Below are 16766 nucleotides of genomic sequence, written 5' to 3'. Positions count from 1 at the left end.
TGCTACCCGCGCCCGCGGGCCATCGCCCATACCGCCATCGCCATCGCCGCCACACCGGCGCCGGTCACGCACACGCCGGTCCACCCGTATGCGCCGTATACCTGCGCCGACACCAGCGAGCCCACCGAACCGCCGATGAAGTACCCGGTCATGTAGCCCGCGTTGAGCCGGTTGCGCGCCTCCGGGCGCAACGCGAACACCACGTTCTGGTTGCTCACGTGCAGCAGTTGCGCCGCCAGGTCCAGCAGCAGCACGCCCACCACCAGCGCCACCAGCGACTGCGTCGAGAAGCCCAGCGGCAGCCACGACGCGGCCAGCAGCACCAGCGCCAGCGTCGTCGCCAGGGCCGCCTTGCCACGGTCGGCCATCCGGCCTGCCACGCCTGCCGCCAACGTACCCGCCGCGCCCACCAGGCCGAACAGCCCGATCGTCGCATCGCTGTAGTGGTACGGCGCACCCGCCAGCAGGAAGGCCAGTGGTGTCCAGAACATCGCGAACATCGCAAAGCTCAGCGCGCCGAGCAGTGTGCGCAGGCGGAACACCGGCTCCTCCACGAACAGCGTGCCGATCGAGCGCAGCAGCGCGCCATAGCCCAGGCCCGCGTGCTGATGGAAGCGCGGCAGCACGCGATACAGCACCCACGTGGTGAGCACCAGCGTGCCCGCCGCCATCCAGTACACCCAGCGCCAGTCGCCCAGCGACGACAGTGCGCCGGCCACCGTGCGTGCCAGCAGGATGCCCAGCAGCAGCCCGCTCATCACCGTGCCCACCACCCGGCCACGCTCTTCCGGCCGCGCCAGCGTTGCCGCGAACGGGACCAGCACCTGCGCCACCACCGAGAACAGGCCGGTGATCGCCGTACCCACCACCAGCCAGACAAACGTATGGCTCACTGCGCTCACCACCAGCCCGGCCGCCGACAACAGCGACATCACCACGATCAACCGCCGCCGCTCGAACATGTCGCCCAGCGGCACCAGCAGCACCACGCCCAGGCCATAGCTCAACTGCGCGGCCGTCACCAGCATCCCGGCGCGCCCGAACGACACCCCGAACTCACTGGCGATGGTGTGCAGCAGTGGCTGGGCGTAGTAGTTGCTGGCCACCGCCACGCCCGTGGCAAAGGCCATCAGCAGCACCTGCCAGCGGCTCAGGGGGGTGTGGACATCGGCGGTCATGCGGCTTCCAGACTTCAGGGGGACGCCAGTGTCCGCCTCCCTGCGTGATGATGGAAATGAATAGTTATCATCCAACGCATCTGAAAATGAGATGGGTAGTGGAGATGCCGGCGTGAACCTCAAACAGCTCGAATTCTGCGTGGCCCTGGCCGAAGAGCGCAGCTTCACCCGGGCCGCCGCGCGTTGCCATGTGGTGCAGTCCGCCCTCAGCCACCAGATCGCGCACCTCGAAGAAGAGCTGCAGGCGACCCTGTTCGAACGCCTGCCGCGCCAGGTACGGGTCACCCCGGCCGGTGAGGTCCTGCTCACTCACGCGCGCCAGGTGCTCGACGCGCTGCGCCATTTGCGCGAAGACGTCGCGGCCGTGGCGGGCCAGGTGCGCGGCACGCTCACCATCGGCCAGATCACCTCGCTCACCGCCGTGGACCTGGTCGCCTGCCTCGCGGCCTTCCACACGCGCTACCCGCAGGTGGAATTCCGTCTGCGCATGGACAGGAGCGAAGTGCTGATGGACGACGTACGCGAGCGTCGCGTGGATGTCGCCCTGGTCGGCCTGTCGCCGGGCACCGCCATCGACGGCGCCTGCCATCGCCTGCTGGCCGAGGAATCGATGGTGGCCGTGCTGCCGCCCGCGCACCCGCTGGCCAACCGCAGACGGCTGTCGCTGGCCGCGCTGGCCGAGCTGCCGCTGGTGGATTTCCAGTACGGCAGCGGCGCGCGCCGGCAGACCGACGAAGCCTTTGCCGCGGCCGGGTTGCCACACCGGGTGCCGTTCGAGATCAACCACATGTCGCTGATCGAGCGCTTCGTGCAGCAGGGCCTGGCGGTGGGCATCGTGCCCGCGCAGATCGCCGCCGGCTTTACCGGCGTGGCCTGTGTCGCCATCCAGGATGCGCCGGTGCGGCGCGTGCATGCGGTGTGGTCGAAACTGCCCACACCGGCGGCGCGGGCGTTCATGGACGAACTGCTGCAGCACGTGGCGCCGCAGGCGGAGCCACGTACCGGCGTGGGGCTCAGGCGCCGCGCACGCGCAGGGTCAGGCCCTTGAGGAAGTTGCGCAGCAGCTGGTCGCCGCAGGCACGGTAGTTCTTGTGGTCCGGCTGGCGGAACAGCGCCGACAGCTCCGGCTTGGACACCGGGAAACCGGCCTGCTGGAAGATCTCGTGCATGTCCACGTCCTTCAGCTGGAAGGCCACGCGCAGCTTCTTCAGCACCAGGTTGTTGGTGATGCGCTTTTCCACGGGGCGCAGCGGCTGGCTCTCGTCGCGGCCACGGAAGTGCACGATCAGTCCGTCCAGGAAGTGCGCCAGTGTGCGGTCGTCGCAGGCCACGAAGCCTTCCTCGTCTTCCTTGCGCAGCCACCCGGCCACGTCGGCCTTGTCGACCACGAAGGCCGGATCGGCCAGGGCACAGGTGTCGACGATCATGCCGTCGCTGAGGTCGAGCATGTAGCGGATGCTGCGCAGTACATCGTTGTTGATCATGTGACGTCCAATACCGCCGGCGCGGCTGCGCGGCTGGCCGCCATTTTACCCCCTGCCGGCCTCTGTGCCCGGCGCGACCGGCGTGGCTGTCATCTGGCTGCCATGAAAGTGAAGCACAGTGCCGCCATCGAGCCCGTACAGGCAGTGGAGCAGGCAATGCGCAGGTGGCAGTCGGTGGCGGGTGTGGGGATGCTGTGGCTGGCCGGAACGGCCGCCGCCCAGGTCCCGTATGTGGCAATTGAAGCGCGCGTGGACCCGCAGGAACTGGCGCAGGTGGGGCTCAGCCCGGCTCAGCTGGAGGCCCTGAACCGCCTGCTGCGCGAGGCCGATGCCCGCACCCCGGCGGTGCCGGTGGCTGCGGCGCCGATGGCTGCCGCGGGAGGTCCGGCACCGGGTGCGATGTTCCCCGGCCTGGATGACGGGCCGATCAAGGCCAAGGTCACCGGCCAGGTGGATGGCTGGGCGCCCGGTACCGTGTTCACCCTGGACAACGGCCAGCAGTGGCAGGTGCTCAAGGGCGAGATCACACTCAAGGCCAGTCGCAGCAACCCCGACATCGTGGTGGTACCTGGCATCGCCGGGCGCTGGTTCCTGCAGGTGGATGAAGACCTGCCCAAGGCGCGCGTGTTCCGCATCCGCTGATCGGTGCGAAAATGCAGGGGATTCCCACGGAGTACCCCGATGACCCGTACCGCTCTGATTACCGGCGCCACCTCCGGCTTTGGCGCTGCCACCGTCCATCGCTTCGCCCAGGCCGGTTGGCGCGTCATCGCCACCGGGCGACGTGCCGAACGGCTGCAGCCGCTGGTTGACGCCTATGGTGCCGAGCGCGTACATGCCGCCGTCTTCGACGTGCGCGACACCGCCGCGATGGAGGCCGCGCTGGCCGCCCTGCCGGCGGACTTCGCCGCCATCGACCTGCTGGTCAACAATGCCGGCCTGGCCCAGGGCACCGCTCCGGCACAGAGCGCCTCGCTGGACGACTGGCGCACCATGATCGACACCAATGTCACCGCCCTGGTCACCCTGACCCACCGCCTGCTGCCGCAGCTGGTGGCGCGCAAGGGCGCGATCATCAACATCAGCTCGGTGGCGGGGGTGTATCCGTACCCCGGCGGCAATGCCTACGGCGGCACCAAGGCGTTCGTCAGCCAGTTCTCGCTGGGTCTGCGTTCGGACCTGCACGGCACCGGCGTGCGTGTGACCACCATCGAACCGGGCATGGCCGAAACCGAGTTCACCCTGGTGCGCACCCACGGCAACCAGGCCGCCTCGGACACGCTCTACACCGGGGCAAACCCCATGACCGCCGACGATATCGCCGAGCAGATCCTGTGGGTTGCCAACCTCCCGGCACACCTCAACATCAACCGCCTCGAGGTGATGCCGGTCAGCCAGTCGTTCGCCGGCTTCCAGGTCGCGCGCGACTGAGGATGCCAGGGCACCTGCGCGCTCCTCCGGGAGAGCCGACCAACGGTCGGCTCTACCCGTGGCGGGCTGGCGTCATGCTGCCGTCCACACCGCCAGCTCGTAGCCGTCCGGGTCGCGGAAATGGAAGCGTCGCCCGCCGGGGAAGGCGAATACCGGTTTGCTGATGATGGCGCCGGCCGCTTCCAGGCGCTGCTGGGTGGCTGCCAGATCGTCGGCGTACAGAATCACCAGCGGGCCACCGGGCACCACCGGCTCGCCGGTGGTGAAACCACCGCACAGGCGCCCATCGTTGAACTCGGTGTAGGCCGGGCCGTAGTCGGTGAATGTCCAGCCGAATACGGTGCCGTAAAACGCCTTGCTGCGGGCGATATCGCCGACGTTGAATTCGATGTTGTCGATGCGGCGGTCGTTGCCGTGTGTATTACTCATGGAGGGTCTCGTGGTGAAGGAAGGTCCAGCATCGCCGGTCGCAGCGTAGCGGTATTGAACAAAACGGCCAGTCAGTCACGCCACCGGGCGCAGAGCGCGGCCGCCCCGATCCCGGTCAGGGCGCGTACCTCCCGGCTCAAGTGCGACTGGTCGGCGTAGCCGCCCTCCAGCGCCAGCATCGCCAGTCCATCGCGTGGTCGCGCGCGTGCCAGGGCCAGCAGCCGCTGCAGGCGCAGGATGCGTTCCAGCATCTTCGGCCCATAGCCGAACTGCGCGTGGCACAGACGGCGCAGGCTGCGCGTGCTCAGCTGCAGCGTCGTCGCCAAGGCGGACAGATCCGTGCCACCGCCCCGCACCTGCGCGAATACCGCCGCCGCCGTTGGATGGGGAGCGCGCGCGCTGCGCGGCAGCAGCGCCAGTTCCCGTGCAAACAGGGGCTGGCGGGCGTCGGCGTCGCCGACCGCATTCAACCGCGTCGCCATCCGCCGTGCCCGTACGCCCAGCACGGCATCCAGTTCCACCGCCGTTCCCACGATCTCCGACAACGGCAGCCCCAGCCAGGCACATGCGGCGCCCGGCCGGAAGCGTGCGCCCAGCACCTGCGCACCGGGCGTCAGCTGCGGGTGGGCGGTCACCACATCCGGCCCCACCACGTACAGCCGGCCATCGCGCCACAGCACGTCCACGCAGCCGTCGGGCAGCACCGCCACGTCACCGCCGTGATCCACCGGCAGATCGCTGCGCCACAGTTGGCCGAAGTCGCCCTGCAGCCCGGCCGGCGGCGTCCATTCACGGTAGCGGCCAGTGGCGCCGGCAATGCCGGGAGGGTCAGCAGGGTCAGAAGTAAATGGCATGTGCCGACGATAGCGCAGCGGCGCGTGCGGGCCATCGTTCGCCTCGCACAAAAAGAAACGCCGACCTGCGGCCGGCGTTTCGAATGCCCGTGGGAACACCCGCGCGCGGTTACTGCGCCTTGATCGCCATCGCCTGCAGCCCGGTGCCATCCAGCTTCTGCTTGGCCTCGGCCAACTCGCCGGCGCTGCCATACGGCCCCATGCGCACGCGATAGACGGTTTTGCCGTTGATCTGCGCCGATTCCACGCGTGCCGCCAATCCGATCATCGCCAGCTTGGCCTTCGTCGCCTCGGCATCGCCGGAGGCCCCGAACGCGCCCGCCTGCAGGATGTAGCGCACGTTGCTGTTGGCCGGTTCGGCGGCGGCCGTCGCCGGGGCGGTGGCCGTCGGTTTCGGTGCGGCCGGGGTCGTGCTTGCCACTGGCGCGGGCGCGGTGGCCGGCGCGGTGCTGGCCGCCGGACGCTCGCTGACCGGCGCCGGCAGCGGGGCCGGGCTGGTCGTGGCCGGTGCGGTGGTGGCCACGGCAGCCGCTGCAGGAGACGCCGTCGTGGTCGCCGGCGCAGCCGGCACCGGACGGCCTTCCAGCGCCGCCTGTGCGCGCTGCGCTTCAGCTTTCGCGCGGCGCTGGTCTTCGGCGCGCGCGCTGGCAGCCAGCTCCGCATCGGACATTTCCACTTCCTTGCCGGGTAGCAGGGTGTAGAAGTCGTACTGCGTGGCCGGCGGCTTGGCCGGTTCCGCAGGCTTGGCCGCACCCGGCTTGGGCAGTTCGCTGCCCACGTCGGTCTCGGCATCGCTCACCGGCGCCGGCTGCGCCGCCGGGTTGGGCTGCGGGCCCACCCGCAGGAAGCCGTCGCCGTCGCTCTTGAACAGGTTCGGTGCCGCCAGGAACACCACGGCCGCAATCGCCACACCGGCGACCAGCCACACCCATCCCGGCGTGCCCTGATTGCTGTTGCGTCGTGCCTGGCTCTTGCCGCGTCGTGCTGCCATTTACTGCTTCTCCACTGCTTACATTTTTTCCGGGGCGGAAACGCCCAGGATGTTCAGGCCATTGGCCAGGACCTGGCGCGCGGCGCAGGCCAGCGTCAGCTTGGCATTGCGCTCGGCATCGTCGGCTACCAATACCTGCGTGCCGTGATACCACGTGTGGAACGCGTGCGCCAATTCACGCAGATACTGCGCGATCAAGTGCGGTTCCAGTGCCAGACCGGCCGCTTCCACCACTTCCGCGAAGCGCGACATTTCGATCATCAGCCACAGCGACGCGTCGTCGTTGAGCGTGGTCAGCCCGGCCAGTCCCTCGCTCGCCGTGTAGGCCAGACCCTTTTCCTGCGCCTGGCGCAGCAGGCTGCAGACGCGGGCATGCGCGTACTGCACATAGAACACCGGGTTGTCGTTGCTCTGCTGGCGCGCCAGGTCGATATCGAAGGTCAGCTGCGAATCGGGCTTGCGCGCGATCAGGAACCAGCGGGTCGCGTCGCGCCCGGCTTCCTCGATCAGGTCGCGCAGGGTCAGGTAGCTGCCGGCACGCTTGGACAGTTTCACTTCCTCGCCGCCGCGCATCACCGTCACCATCTGGTGCAGCACGTACTCCGGCCAGCCCTTGGGAATGCCCACGTCCAGCGCCTGCAGGCCCGCGCGCACGCGCGCCAGCGAACCGTGGTGGTCTGCGCCCAGCTCGGTGATCGCGCGCTCGTAGCCGCGCTGCCACTTGCTCAGGTGGTAGGCCACGTCCGGCAGGAAGTAGGTGTAGGTGCCGTCGGACTTGCGCATCACGCGGTCCTTGTCGTCACCGAAGTCGGTGGAGCGAAGCCACAGCGCGCCGCCTTCCTCATACGTGTGTCCGGCGGCATTGAGCCGGGCCACGGTCTCTTCGACCTTGCCATCCTTGTACAGCGAGCTTTCCAGGAAGTAGATGTCGAAATCCACCCCGAACGCGGCCAGGTCCTGGTTCTGCTCGTTGCGCAGGTAGGCCACCGCGAAGCGGCGGATCGCGTCCAGGTTGTCCGGGTCGCGCTCGCCCACCACCGAATGGCCTTCCAGCTCCACCGTGGCGCCGGCCAGATAGGCCTTGGCCACGTCTTCGATGTAGTCGCCGCGGTAGCCCGCTTCCGGCCAGCCGGCGTCATCGGGCTTCAGCCCCTTGGCGCGGGCCTGGGTCGACAGCGCCAAGTTCTCGATCTGCACACCGGCGTCGTTGTAGTAGAACTCGCGCTTGGCGTTCCAGCCGTTCACTTCCAGCAGGCGGGCCAGGCAGTCGCCGATCGCCGCCGCGCGGCCGTGGCCCACATGCAGCGGGCCGGTCGGGTTGGCCGAGACGTATTCCACGCCCACGGTGCGGCCGTTGCCGCTCAGGTTGTGGCCGTAATCGGCCCCTTCCTTCAGCACGCTGGCCGCTTCGCGCTGGTAGGCGCTGGGGGCGAGGTGGAAATTGATGAAGCCCGGGCCGGCGATCTCAACGCGCAGCACATCGGCGCTCTGGGGCAGCGCATCGAGCAGCGCCTGGGCCAGGGCGCGCGGATTGCTGCGCGCCGGCTTGGCCAGCAGCATCGCGGCATTGGTGGCGAAATCGCCGTGCTCACGGGTCTTCGGGCGTTCCACCACGAATTCCGGGGTCAGGGTATCGGGCGGCAGAGTGCCGTTGGCGCGCAAGGCTTCGATGCCTTGGCTGATCAGGGCGCGGAGGAGATTTTTCACAAGGCCTGCTTTGAGACTGGAGCGGCGGAATCGGTAATTTTAGCCCAGAAGCCGCCCCGATCCATTGAACGGGGACAGAGCAGGGCGGGGAACGTCCCACGCAACCGGTTCGACCGCCTGGCAGGGCGGCCCCGCGCAGCGGTCCGTTCAGCTCCCCCGGCGCCGGCCCGACGTGATCCAGCCGCGCTCGGCCATCGACACCGGCGGCCCGTCCCCCACCACCACATGGTCCAGCAGCCGCACCCCCACCACGCCCAATGCCTGCTGCAGTTCGGCAGTGATGAGCTGGTCGGCCGAGGAGGGCTCGGCATGCCCGGACGGGTGGTTGTGCGCCACGATCACGGCCGCGGCGTTGTGAAGCAGGGCACGGCGGACCACTTCACGGGGGTAGACGGCTGCTGCATCGATGGTGCCGGAGAACAGCTCTTCGTACGCCACCGTCCGGTTGCGCGTGTCCAGGAACAGGACGGCGAACACTTCGTGCGGACGTGAGCGCAGCCGGTGCTGAAAGTAGCGCCCCGCCGACGCCGGGTCGCACAGACTGTCGCCCCGCTCGAGCTGGGCAAGAAGATGGCGGCTCGCCAGCTCAAGCGCGGCGATCAGTCTGCAGGCGCTGGCGGGGCCGAGGGCCGGCAGCTTCTTGAGCGTGTTGGCATCCAGGTCCATCAGGCGCCGCAAGGGGCCGTGTACGTCCAGCAGCAGACGGGCGCTCTCGACCGCGTTCGAGCCCTTCGGGCCCTTGCCGATGAACAGTGCCAGGAGCTCCGAATCCGACAGCGCCGCCGGGCCACGCGTCAGCAGCTTTTCACGGGGCCGATCCTGTTCGAGCCAATCTTTGATTGCCATGTGGGCAGTGTCCGCCCGAACACGGCGGGAGCCCATAAGCGGCGGCCCCGCGCTCGCGTAGGAAATGCCGGCAATCCGCTGCCGCAGCACTGCGTCACTGCCCGTGTACTCGCCCGCTTGGGCCCCGGTCTGTTCCATCCGCAGGCGCGCATCCCGCGCATGGCGTCCTTCATCACCGTGCGCCTTGGCCACGCGCCCCCAGCCAAGGAAGGCCAGCCAGCTGACCACCACGTCAACGTCCTTCCCTCATGACCATAAACACCCCTCTCATGCCCCTGGGGCATGAGCCCCCCACACCCCATCGGGTAAGCTAAACGCCTCAGTTCGACAGGAAATCCGCAGGTGGCTGACTCCCCCCAGGCTTCTCCGGCGTCCGCGCGCCCGCTGCAAGGCCAGAAGCTGTTGTTGTGCGTGGGTGGCGGCATCGCTGCCTACAAATCGCTTGAGCTGGTGAGACGCCTGCGCGATGCCGGTGCCCTGGTGCAGGTGGCAATGACCACCGGTGCCCAGCAGTTCGTGACGCCGCTGAGCTTCCAGGCGCTGTCCGGCCAACCCACCCGCACCACGCTGTGGGACAGCGCGGCCGAGCAGGCGATGGGCCACATCGAGCTGGCCCGCTGGGCCGATCGCGTCGTGGTCGCCCCGGCCACCGCCGACCTGCTGGCACGCCTGGCGCACGGCCATGCCGACGATCTGGTCACCACGCTGTGCCTGGCCACCACCGCGCCACTGACGGTGTGCCCGGCGATGAACCACCGGATGTGGCAGCACCCGGCCACCCAGGCCAACATCGGCCTGCTGCGCGAGCGCGGCGCCCAGGTGATCGGCCCGGAAGACGGCCCGCTGGCGGAAGGCGAATCCGGCCCGGGACGGCTGAGCGAAGCGCACGCCATTGTGGCCGCGTTGGCGCAGGTGCAGGCGCCTGCCGCCGCCGATCCGGAAACCGCCGGATTGAAGGGCCTGCGTGTGCTGATCAGCGCCGGCCCGACCTATGAAGATCTGGACCCGGTGCGCTACGTGGGCAACCGCAGCAGCGGCAAGATGGGCTATGCGCTTGCCGCCGCCGCCGCGCGCCTCGGCGCGCAGGTGGTGCTGGTCAGCGGCCCGGTGCACCTGGCCACGCCGCCGGGCGTGCAGCGCGTGGACGTACGCTCGGCCGCGCAGATGCGCGAGGCCGTGCTGGGCGCGCTGCCGGCCGACATCTATATCGGTGCGGCGGCGGTGTCCGATTACACCCCGCGCCAGGTGGCCCCGCAGAAACTGAAGAAGACCGCCGGTACCCAGACGTTGACGCTGGAGCTGGTGCGCACGCCGGACATCCTGGCCGAGGTGGCCGCGCAGACCAATGCACTCAAGCTGGTGGTCGGCTTTGCCGCCGAAACCCACGACGTGGAGAAGTACGCGCGCGGCAAGCTCGTGGACAAGCGCCTGGACCTGGTGATCGCCAACCAGGTGGGCATCAGCAACGGTGGCTTTGAAAGCGATGAAAACGCCGCCACCGCGTACTGGCAGGGTGGGGAGCAGGCGTTCCCCGGTACCTCCAAGGCCCGGCTGGCCGAACAACTGTTGTCCCTGATTGCCCAGAGGTTGCACGCATGACCATCGATTCCACCCTGCAGCCGCTGCAGGTGAAGTTGCTCGACCCGCGCTTCGGCGATACCTGGCCGCTGCCGGCCTACGCCACCGAACACAGCGCCGGCCTGGATCTGCGTGCGGCGCTGGAAACCGAGCTGACCCTGCAACCGGGCGACACGGCGCTGATTCCCAGCGGCATCGCCATCCACATCGCCGATCCGAACCTGGCCGCCGTGGTGCTGCCGCGCTCCGGGCTGGGCCATCGCCACGGCATCGTGCTGGGCAACGGTACCGGGCTGATCGATGCCGATTACCAGGGCCCGCTGCTGATCAGCGCCTGGAACCGGGGGCGCGAACCCTTCACCCTGCAGCCGGGCGATCGCATCGCGCAGCTGGTGGTGCTGCCGATTGCACGCGTGGGCCTGCAGGTAGTGGATACTTTCAGCGACAGCGCCAGGGGAACGGGTGGATTCGGCCATACCGGGGTGCGCTGACAGGGGAAAGCATCCATGAGCAAGGCGAAGGCGGAAGGACAGTCACCGTTGGCGATCGGACGCTCGGCACCGTTGCTGGCCGGTGCGCTGGTGCTGCTGGCGATCTGGTTCGGCTACAGCGGTGTGCGGCAGTGGCGGCAGGCCTCGGTGGGCCAGACGCTGGAGGCATCGCGCGATGCCGTGGTGCAGGGCCTGCAGGCAGCACTGACCTCGCAGGCGGCGCAGCTGCAGAAGGTGCTCAAGAGCGAGCGCGTGGGTGCGGCCCTGGCCAGCGGCGATGCCGAGGCCAGCGCCGTGGCCATCCGCGAAGGCTGGCCGGGCGTGGAAGAGGTGCAGGTGCTGGACGCCGGCCTGGATGCGGCCTACGCCGACCCGAAGGCCTTTGGCTACTCGCGCCTGGCGCTGCTTGAAGCGGCCCTTGCCGACGATGATGGCAAGACCGTGCTGCGCGTGGTGCGCGATGCCGGCGGCCAGCGGCTGGGCCTGGCCAGCAGGGTCACGCTGGGCCAGCAGACGCCGGCGGTGGTGTACGTGCGCCAGCCGCTGCTGCGCCTGACCAGCGCCTTCGATGCCGTGCAGGTGCCGTCGGCCGGCTACCTGGCGCTGCGCCAGGGCACCTTCAACGTGATCGAGCAGGGCGCCAGCGAGATGGCGGGCGGTGCCGAAGCGTTGGCACGGCCGATCGGCGCAAGCGGGTTCCGCCTGGCCGCCGCCGTGCCGGATGTGGAGCCGGGCCCGATGGGCCTGGGCCCGATCCCGAGCGGGGTGGTGGCGCTGCTGTTGCTGGCGATGGCCGGCCTGCTGCTGCTCGGCAAGGGCAAGGTGCAGCTGCCGCGACGCCGCGTTGCCGGCACCGATGAGCAGGGCGAGGGCCCCACGCTGCGCGAGAGCCTGGAACAGGCGCCGCTCGTCCCGGCTGCCGGCAGCGGAACGCCGCCGCCGCCGGTGCCGCAGGTACCGGCCGAGGACATTGCCGCGGAGATCTTCCGCGCCTACGACATCCGTGGCGTGGTCGGCCGCGACCTGACACCGAAGGTGGCGGCGCTGATCGGCCAGGCGATCGGCTCGGTGCTGCAGGTACAGGGGCTGCGCGAGATCGTGGTCGGCCGCGATGGCCGTCTGTCCGGACCGGATCTGACCGCCGGGCTGATCGAAGGCCTGCGCCGCGCCGGTTGCGATGTCATCGACATCGGCCTGGCGCCCACGCCGGTGGTGTACTTCGCCAGCTACCACCTGCGCGCCGGCAGCTGCGTGGCGGTTACCGGCAGCCACAACCCGCCGGACTACAACGGGTTCAAGATCGTGGTGGGCGGCGAGACGCTGTCCGGCGATGCGATCACCGAGCTGTACCAGCGCATCCGCGAGGGCCAGCTGCATGTCGCCGCCGAGCCGGGCAGTTTCCAGACCCGCGAGGTCAATGCCGACTATATCCAGCGCATCGCCGACGATGTGCAGCTGGACCGCCCGCTCAAAGTCGTGGCCGATGCCGGCAACGGTGTGGCCGGTGAGCTGGCCCAGCCGCTGCTGGAGGCGATCGGTGCCGACGTCATTCCCCTGTACTGCGATGTGGATGGCACCTTCCCGAATCATCACCCTGATCCGAGCGACCCGCGCAATCTGGATGACCTGATCCAGACCGTGAAGCGGTTTGACGCGGACATCGGCCTGGCCTTCGATGGCGATGGCGACCGCCTGGGCGTGGTCACCCGTGAAGGAAAGATCATCTACGCAGATCGCCTGCTGATGCTGTTCGCCGCCGATGTGCTGATGCGCAACCCGGGTGCGCTGGTGATCTACGACGTGAAGTGCAGCGGCAAGCTGTCCGACTACGTGCTGCGCAATGGCGGCAGCCCGCTGATGTGGAAGACCGGCCATTCGCTGATGAAGGCCAAAATGCGCGAGACCGACGCCGAACTGGCCGGCGAGATGAGCGGGCACTTCTTCTTCAAGGAACGCTGGTTCGGCTTCGATGACGGCCTGTATGCGGCCGCGCGTCTGTTGGAAATCCTGGCCCAGCGCGATGAGTCGCCGTCGGAGGTATTCGAGGAACTGCCCGACAGCGTGTCCACGCCGGAACTGAAGGTGCCGGTCGAATCGGGCACGCCGCATGCGCTGGTGTCGCTGTTCGTATCGGCCGCGCAGGGGGAGGAGTCGCCGTTCATCGGTGCGCGCCTGTCCACCATCGATGGCCTGCGCGCGGACTTCCCGGACGGGTGGGGCCTGGTGCGCGCATCCAACACCACGCCGGTGCTGGTGCTGCGTTTCGAGGCCGACGACGAGGCGGCGCTGGAGCGGATCAAGGCCCTGTTCCGCGCCCAGCTGCAGCCGCTGCTGCCGGGTGTGGAGCTGGGTTTCTAGACGGTGTACCGGCCGGCGGTCGGTACCTGCCGGGTGATGCCCGACCTGTGGTCGGCCATCACCCTTTGAACCGCAGACCCACGCCCGGTTCGGTAAACAGATAGCGCGAGTCCAGTGCGGAATCGCCCAGCTTGTGGCGCAGCTTGCCGACCAGAATGCGCAGGTAGTGCGTGTCGTGCTGGTGGGTGGGTCCCCAGATCTCCGCCAGGATCTGGGGCTGGGTCACCACGCGCCCGGCATTGCGCAGCAGCAGCGACAGCAGCGCGTATTCCTTGCGCGTCAGCGCCACCGGCACGCCGTCCAGGTGCACCTCGCGGCGCGCCAGGTCGATGTGCAGGTGCCCGTCGTCGAAATGCGGGAGGGCGCCGTCGCCGGATACCGTGCGCGAACGCAGCAGTGCCCGCACGCGGGCCATCAGCTCCTGGGTGCCGAACGGCTTGGTCACGTAGTCATTGGCGCCGTTGTCCAGCGCCCGCACCTTCTCCGCCTCACCGGCGCGCACGGTCAGCATGATCACCGGCACCTGGCTCCACTGGCGCAGCTCGGCCAGCACCTCGTGGCCTTCCATGTCCGGCAGGCCGATGTCCAGGATCACCAGGTCGCTGCCGCCGGTGGCCAGCAACGCCAGCCCATCCTGGCCGGTCGCGGCCTGCTGGACCACATACCCTTGAGCGCGCAGGCTGATGTCGAGGAAGCGGCGGATCTGCGCTTCGTCGTCGATCACCAGCACACGTGCGGGCGGCACGCCGGAAGAGGGGTCAGGAGTCGTCGTTGTCATCGGCAGGGTGAGGTTGCAGCAGCGGCAGCGTGATGCGGATCAGGGTACCGCGTCCATCGCGCCCCGGCAGCGCCTGCACGCTCCCACCATGCGCGCCGATCATGCCCTGGCAGATGGTCAGGCCCAGCCCGGTGCCGTGGCGCCCCCGGTCGCCGCGTTCCACGCTGTAGAACATGTCGAAGATGCGCGCGCGTTCCTCGTCGGGAATGCCCGGTCCGGCATCGAGCACATCGATGCGCAGCTCGCCCTCCACCAGCCGTGCCTGCACCTCCACCGCCGCACCGGGCGGGGAGAACTTGGCCGCGTTTTCCATCACGTTGAACACCGCCTGCTCAACCAGCGCCGGATGTACCCAGATCGGCGCGAGCGTGGCGGGAATGTCCAGTTTCAGCTGCACCTCGGGCTGGTAGCGCTGCAGGCGGCGTGCGGCCGAGCCGACCAGTTCATCCACGCCGATCCAGTCGCGATTGATCTTCAGGCCATCGTGGCCGAGCCGGGTCATGTCCAGAAGGTTCTGGATGTACCGGTCCAGCCGCTCGCCTTCGATCAGGATGGTGTCCAGCAGCGCGCGGCGGTCGGTGGCGTCCATCGCGTCGGCATAGCTGGAGAGACTGTCGGCCGAGCCGATCATCGCGGCCAGTGGCGAGCGCAGGTCATGGGATACCGACGACAGCAGCGCCGAGCGCAGGCGCTCGGTCTCGTTGCTGACATGCGCGGTTTCCAGGTCGGCCACCAGCTGCGTGCGCAGCGCTGCCTGGGCGATGTCGTCCACCATCGCCGCCGCCAGCTGGCGTTGCTCGGGCGCCAGCCGCGCGGTGGTGCGCGGAAAACGCATGCCGGCCACGCCAATCGCGCGGTCCTCGCCATCCAGCAGCGGCAGGAACCACCACTCCGCGCCGGCCAGGGTATTGGTGAAGCGGCCGCTGGGCTGTCCGTGGCGGAAAGCCCAGTCCGCGGCGGCCAGGTCGGTGTCACCGGGCGCGGCGCTGCCACTGGTGCTGGTGTCCTGGCCGATGCGCAGCCACGCCGGCGCATCCAGGGCCTGCTCCAGCGCTTCCCGGCCGGCCTGGGCAACCTGCTCGTTGCTCGGTGCGCGGGTCAGCTCGCGTCCCAGCGCCTGCCGCGCATGGGCATGCCGGTTGGCCGCGCGCAACGCCACGACCTGCATGCGCAGGCGCGAGGCCAGGCGGCCGGCGACCAGCGCGGCGGCAAGGAACAGGAAGACGGTGATCACGCCCTGTCGCGCGCTGATGGCGAACGTGAAGCGCGGGGCGATGAAGAAGAAGTTGTACGCCAGGAAACACAGCGCCGCGGCGATCACTGCTGCACTGGTGCGGCTGCGCGCGGCCACCATCACCACCGCCACGATGAACACCATCGACAGGTCATACAGGCCCACCCAGCGCTCGGCGAACAGCGCCACCAGGCACGCCAGCGTGGTGGCGCCCACCGCCAGCAGCATGTCCTGGCCGGCGCTGCGGTTGGCGATGGCCAGCCCGGAGCGGCGTGCGCGGGCACGGGCCTGCGGCGTGCCGATGATGGTGATCTCGTAATGCGCGCCGCGCTGGATCAACTGCTGGGTGAGGGTGCGGTTGAGCATCCGTGCCACCGGCCGCTCGCGGGTGCGGCCCAGCACCAGGGTGGACACGCTGTTGTGCGCGGCATGGTCGAGCAGCGCATCGGCAATGCTGTTGCCGTGCAGCAGCTCGGCCTCGCCTCCCAGCCGGCGCGCGAGCGCGAACGCGGCATCGATTTCGCGCCGCGTCTCCTCATCCTGGCGGCGGCCCTGTACGGTCACTACCGTCCAGGGCGCATCGCGGCGCTCGGCGATGCGTCGCCCGACCCGCACCAGGTACTCGCTCTGGCCGCCGCCATCGATTGCCACCAGCACGCGGCGACGCAGCGGCAGGTTGCCTTCGCCGCGCGCGGCGCGGGTCTCGCGCAGGCTGCTGTCGACCCGGTCGGCCGCCTCCTGCATGGCCAGCTCGCGCAATGCGGTCAGGTTGGCCGGAGAGAAGAAAGCCTGCAGTGCCTGCGCCGCCTGTTCGGGCACGTACACCTTGCCCTGCTGCAGGCGCTCGATCAGCTCGCGCGGCGGCAGGTCCACCAGCACGATGTCATGCAGGCGGTCCAGCACCGCATCGGGAACGGTCTCGCCGACCCGCACGCCGGTGATGCGCATGACCACGTCGTTGAGGCTTTCCAGATGCTGGATGTTGACCGTGGTCCAGACGTCGATGCCCGCTTCCAGCAGTTCCATCACGTCCTGCCAGCGCCGTTCGTGGCGGCTGCCCGGCGCGTTGCGGTGGGCAAGCTCGTCCACCAGCACCAGCGCCGGACGGCGCGCGAGGATCGCATCCAGGTCCATCTCCAGCAGCGCGACGTGCTGGTATTCGCACTGCCTCAGCGGCACCTGCGGCAGCCCGTCCAGCAGCGCCGAGGTCTCGGCGCGCCCGTGGGTTTCCACCAGCCCGATCACCACGTCCACGCCGCGACGCAACTGTTCGTGCGCGCGGCTGAGCATGCTGAACGTCTTGCCCACGCCGGGCGCGGCACCCAGGAACACGGTGAGTTTGCCGCCGGCTTCGCGTTGCAGGCCTTCGACCAGGGCATCGGCCTGGCGGGTACGGGAGTCGCTCAT

General features: G+C 69.2%; 15 protein-coding genes. 6 read left to right on the top strand and 9 right to left on the bottom strand.

Annotated elements, in window-relative coordinates:
• Window positions 1-2: 2 nt before the first annotated feature.
• A complete protein-coding gene (locus GDJ08_RS17920) occupies window positions 3-1178 on the bottom strand; it encodes an MFS transporter (protein ID WP_017357040.1) in 1176 nt (391 codons plus the stop codon).
• 112 nt (window positions 1179-1290) lie between these two features.
• Here GDJ08_RS17920 and GDJ08_RS17915 point away from each other — a divergent pair, with 112 nt between their 5' ends.
• Window positions 1291-2226: a LysR family transcriptional regulator gene (locus GDJ08_RS17915; protein ID WP_136006796.1), complete on the top strand. Its 936-nt coding sequence runs from the start codon at window positions 1291-1293 to the stop codon at window positions 2224-2226.
• Here GDJ08_RS17915 and GDJ08_RS17910 read toward each other — a convergent pair.
• Window positions 2192-2662 carry a YehS family protein gene (locus GDJ08_RS17910; protein ID WP_017357042.1) on the bottom strand — a complete coding sequence of 157 codons (471 nt, stop codon included), beginning with the start codon at window positions 2660-2662 and terminating at the stop codon, window positions 2192-2194. The two genes, GDJ08_RS17915 and GDJ08_RS17910, sit on opposite strands and share 35 nt — an antisense overlap.
• A gap of 102 nt (window positions 2663-2764) precedes the next feature.
• On the opposite strand from GDJ08_RS17910, the gene GDJ08_RS17905 reads away from it, so the two are divergent.
• Entirely contained in the window at window positions 2765-3304 is a 540-nt protein-coding gene (locus tag GDJ08_RS17905; RefSeq protein WP_229296571.1) for a hypothetical protein, read from the top strand.
• Between the two features lie 39 nt (window positions 3305-3343).
• Window positions 3344-4093: an SDR family NAD(P)-dependent oxidoreductase gene (locus tag GDJ08_RS17900; RefSeq protein WP_153165413.1), complete on the top strand. Its 750-nt coding sequence runs from the start codon at window positions 3344-3346 to the stop codon at window positions 4091-4093.
• Window positions 4094-4165: 72 nt separating this feature from the next.
• Here GDJ08_RS17900 and GDJ08_RS17895 read toward each other — a convergent pair whose 3' ends face one another.
• The 5 genes from GDJ08_RS17895 to radC all read right to left on the bottom strand — a co-directional run bounded on the left by GDJ08_RS17895 (window position 4166) and on the right by radC (window position 8920).
• Entirely contained in the window at window positions 4166-4522 is a 357-nt protein-coding gene (locus GDJ08_RS17895; protein WP_017357045.1) for a VOC family protein, read from the bottom strand.
• Window positions 4523-4593: 71 nt separating this feature from the next.
• Window positions 4594-5376 carry a helix-turn-helix domain-containing protein gene (locus tag GDJ08_RS17890; protein ID WP_153165412.1) on the bottom strand — a complete coding sequence of 261 codons (783 nt, stop codon included), beginning with the start codon at window positions 5374-5376 and terminating at the stop codon, window positions 4594-4596.
• A 109-nt stretch (window positions 5377-5485) separates the two neighbouring features.
• Window positions 5486-6367 carry an SPOR domain-containing protein gene (locus tag GDJ08_RS17885; protein WP_136006801.1) on the bottom strand — a complete coding sequence of 294 codons (882 nt, stop codon included), beginning with the start codon at window positions 6365-6367 and terminating at the stop codon, window positions 5486-5488.
• 18 nt (window positions 6368-6385) lie between these two features.
• Window positions 6386-8074, bottom strand: a complete 1689-nt coding sequence (argS, locus tag GDJ08_RS17880) for an arginine--tRNA ligase (protein ID WP_153165411.1) — start codon at window positions 8072-8074, stop codon at window positions 6386-6388.
• A gap of 147 nt (window positions 8075-8221) precedes the next feature.
• Window positions 8222-8920: a RadC family protein gene (radC, locus tag GDJ08_RS17875; RefSeq protein WP_037591786.1), complete on the bottom strand. Its 699-nt coding sequence runs from the start codon at window positions 8918-8920 to the stop codon at window positions 8222-8224.
• A gap of 342 nt (window positions 8921-9262) precedes the next feature.
• Here radC and coaBC point away from each other — a divergent pair, with 342 nt between their 5' ends.
• From coaBC to GDJ08_RS20255, 3 genes are read left to right on the top strand one after another with little or no spacing between them, the layout of a single operon-like run.
• Window positions 9263-10519 carry a bifunctional phosphopantothenoylcysteine decarboxylase/phosphopantothenate--cysteine ligase CoaBC gene (coaBC, locus tag GDJ08_RS17870; protein ID WP_153165410.1) on the top strand — a complete coding sequence of 419 codons (1257 nt, stop codon included), beginning with the start codon at window positions 9263-9265 and terminating at the stop codon, window positions 10517-10519.
• The gene (gene dut / locus GDJ08_RS17865) at window positions 10516-10989 is read left to right on the top strand and encodes a dUTP diphosphatase (RefSeq protein ID WP_017357444.1); all 474 of its coding nucleotides are present in this window, start codon (window positions 10516-10518) and stop codon (window positions 10987-10989) included. The genes coaBC and dut overlap by 4 nt, the downstream gene beginning before the upstream one ends.
• A gap of 15 nt (window positions 10990-11004) precedes the next feature.
• Window positions 11005-13347, top strand: a complete 2343-nt coding sequence (locus GDJ08_RS20255; RefSeq protein ID WP_153165409.1) for a phosphomannomutase/phosphoglucomutase — start codon at window positions 11005-11007, stop codon at window positions 13345-13347.
• 58 nt (window positions 13348-13405) lie between these two features.
• Here GDJ08_RS20255 and GDJ08_RS17855 read toward each other — a convergent pair whose 3' ends face one another.
• Complete coding sequence (locus tag GDJ08_RS17855) at window positions 13406-14125, bottom strand: response regulator transcription factor (protein WP_082316455.1); 720 nt, start codon at window positions 14123-14125, stop codon at window positions 13406-13408.
• Window positions 14106-16766 (bottom strand): sensor histidine kinase, encoded by a 2661-nt coding sequence (locus tag GDJ08_RS17850; RefSeq protein WP_136006808.1) that lies wholly within the window; start codon window positions 16764-16766, stop codon window positions 14106-14108. Before GDJ08_RS17850 ends, GDJ08_RS17855 begins: the two co-directional genes overlap by 20 nt.

This window comes from Stenotrophomonas nematodicola, assembly GCF_009467805.1.
Lineage (GTDB): Bacteria > Pseudomonadota > Gammaproteobacteria > Xanthomonadales > Xanthomonadaceae > Stenotrophomonas > Stenotrophomonas nematodicola.
The sequence above is the reverse complement of the archived record's forward strand: the minus strand, read 5'-3'. Positions and strand labels throughout refer to the sequence as shown.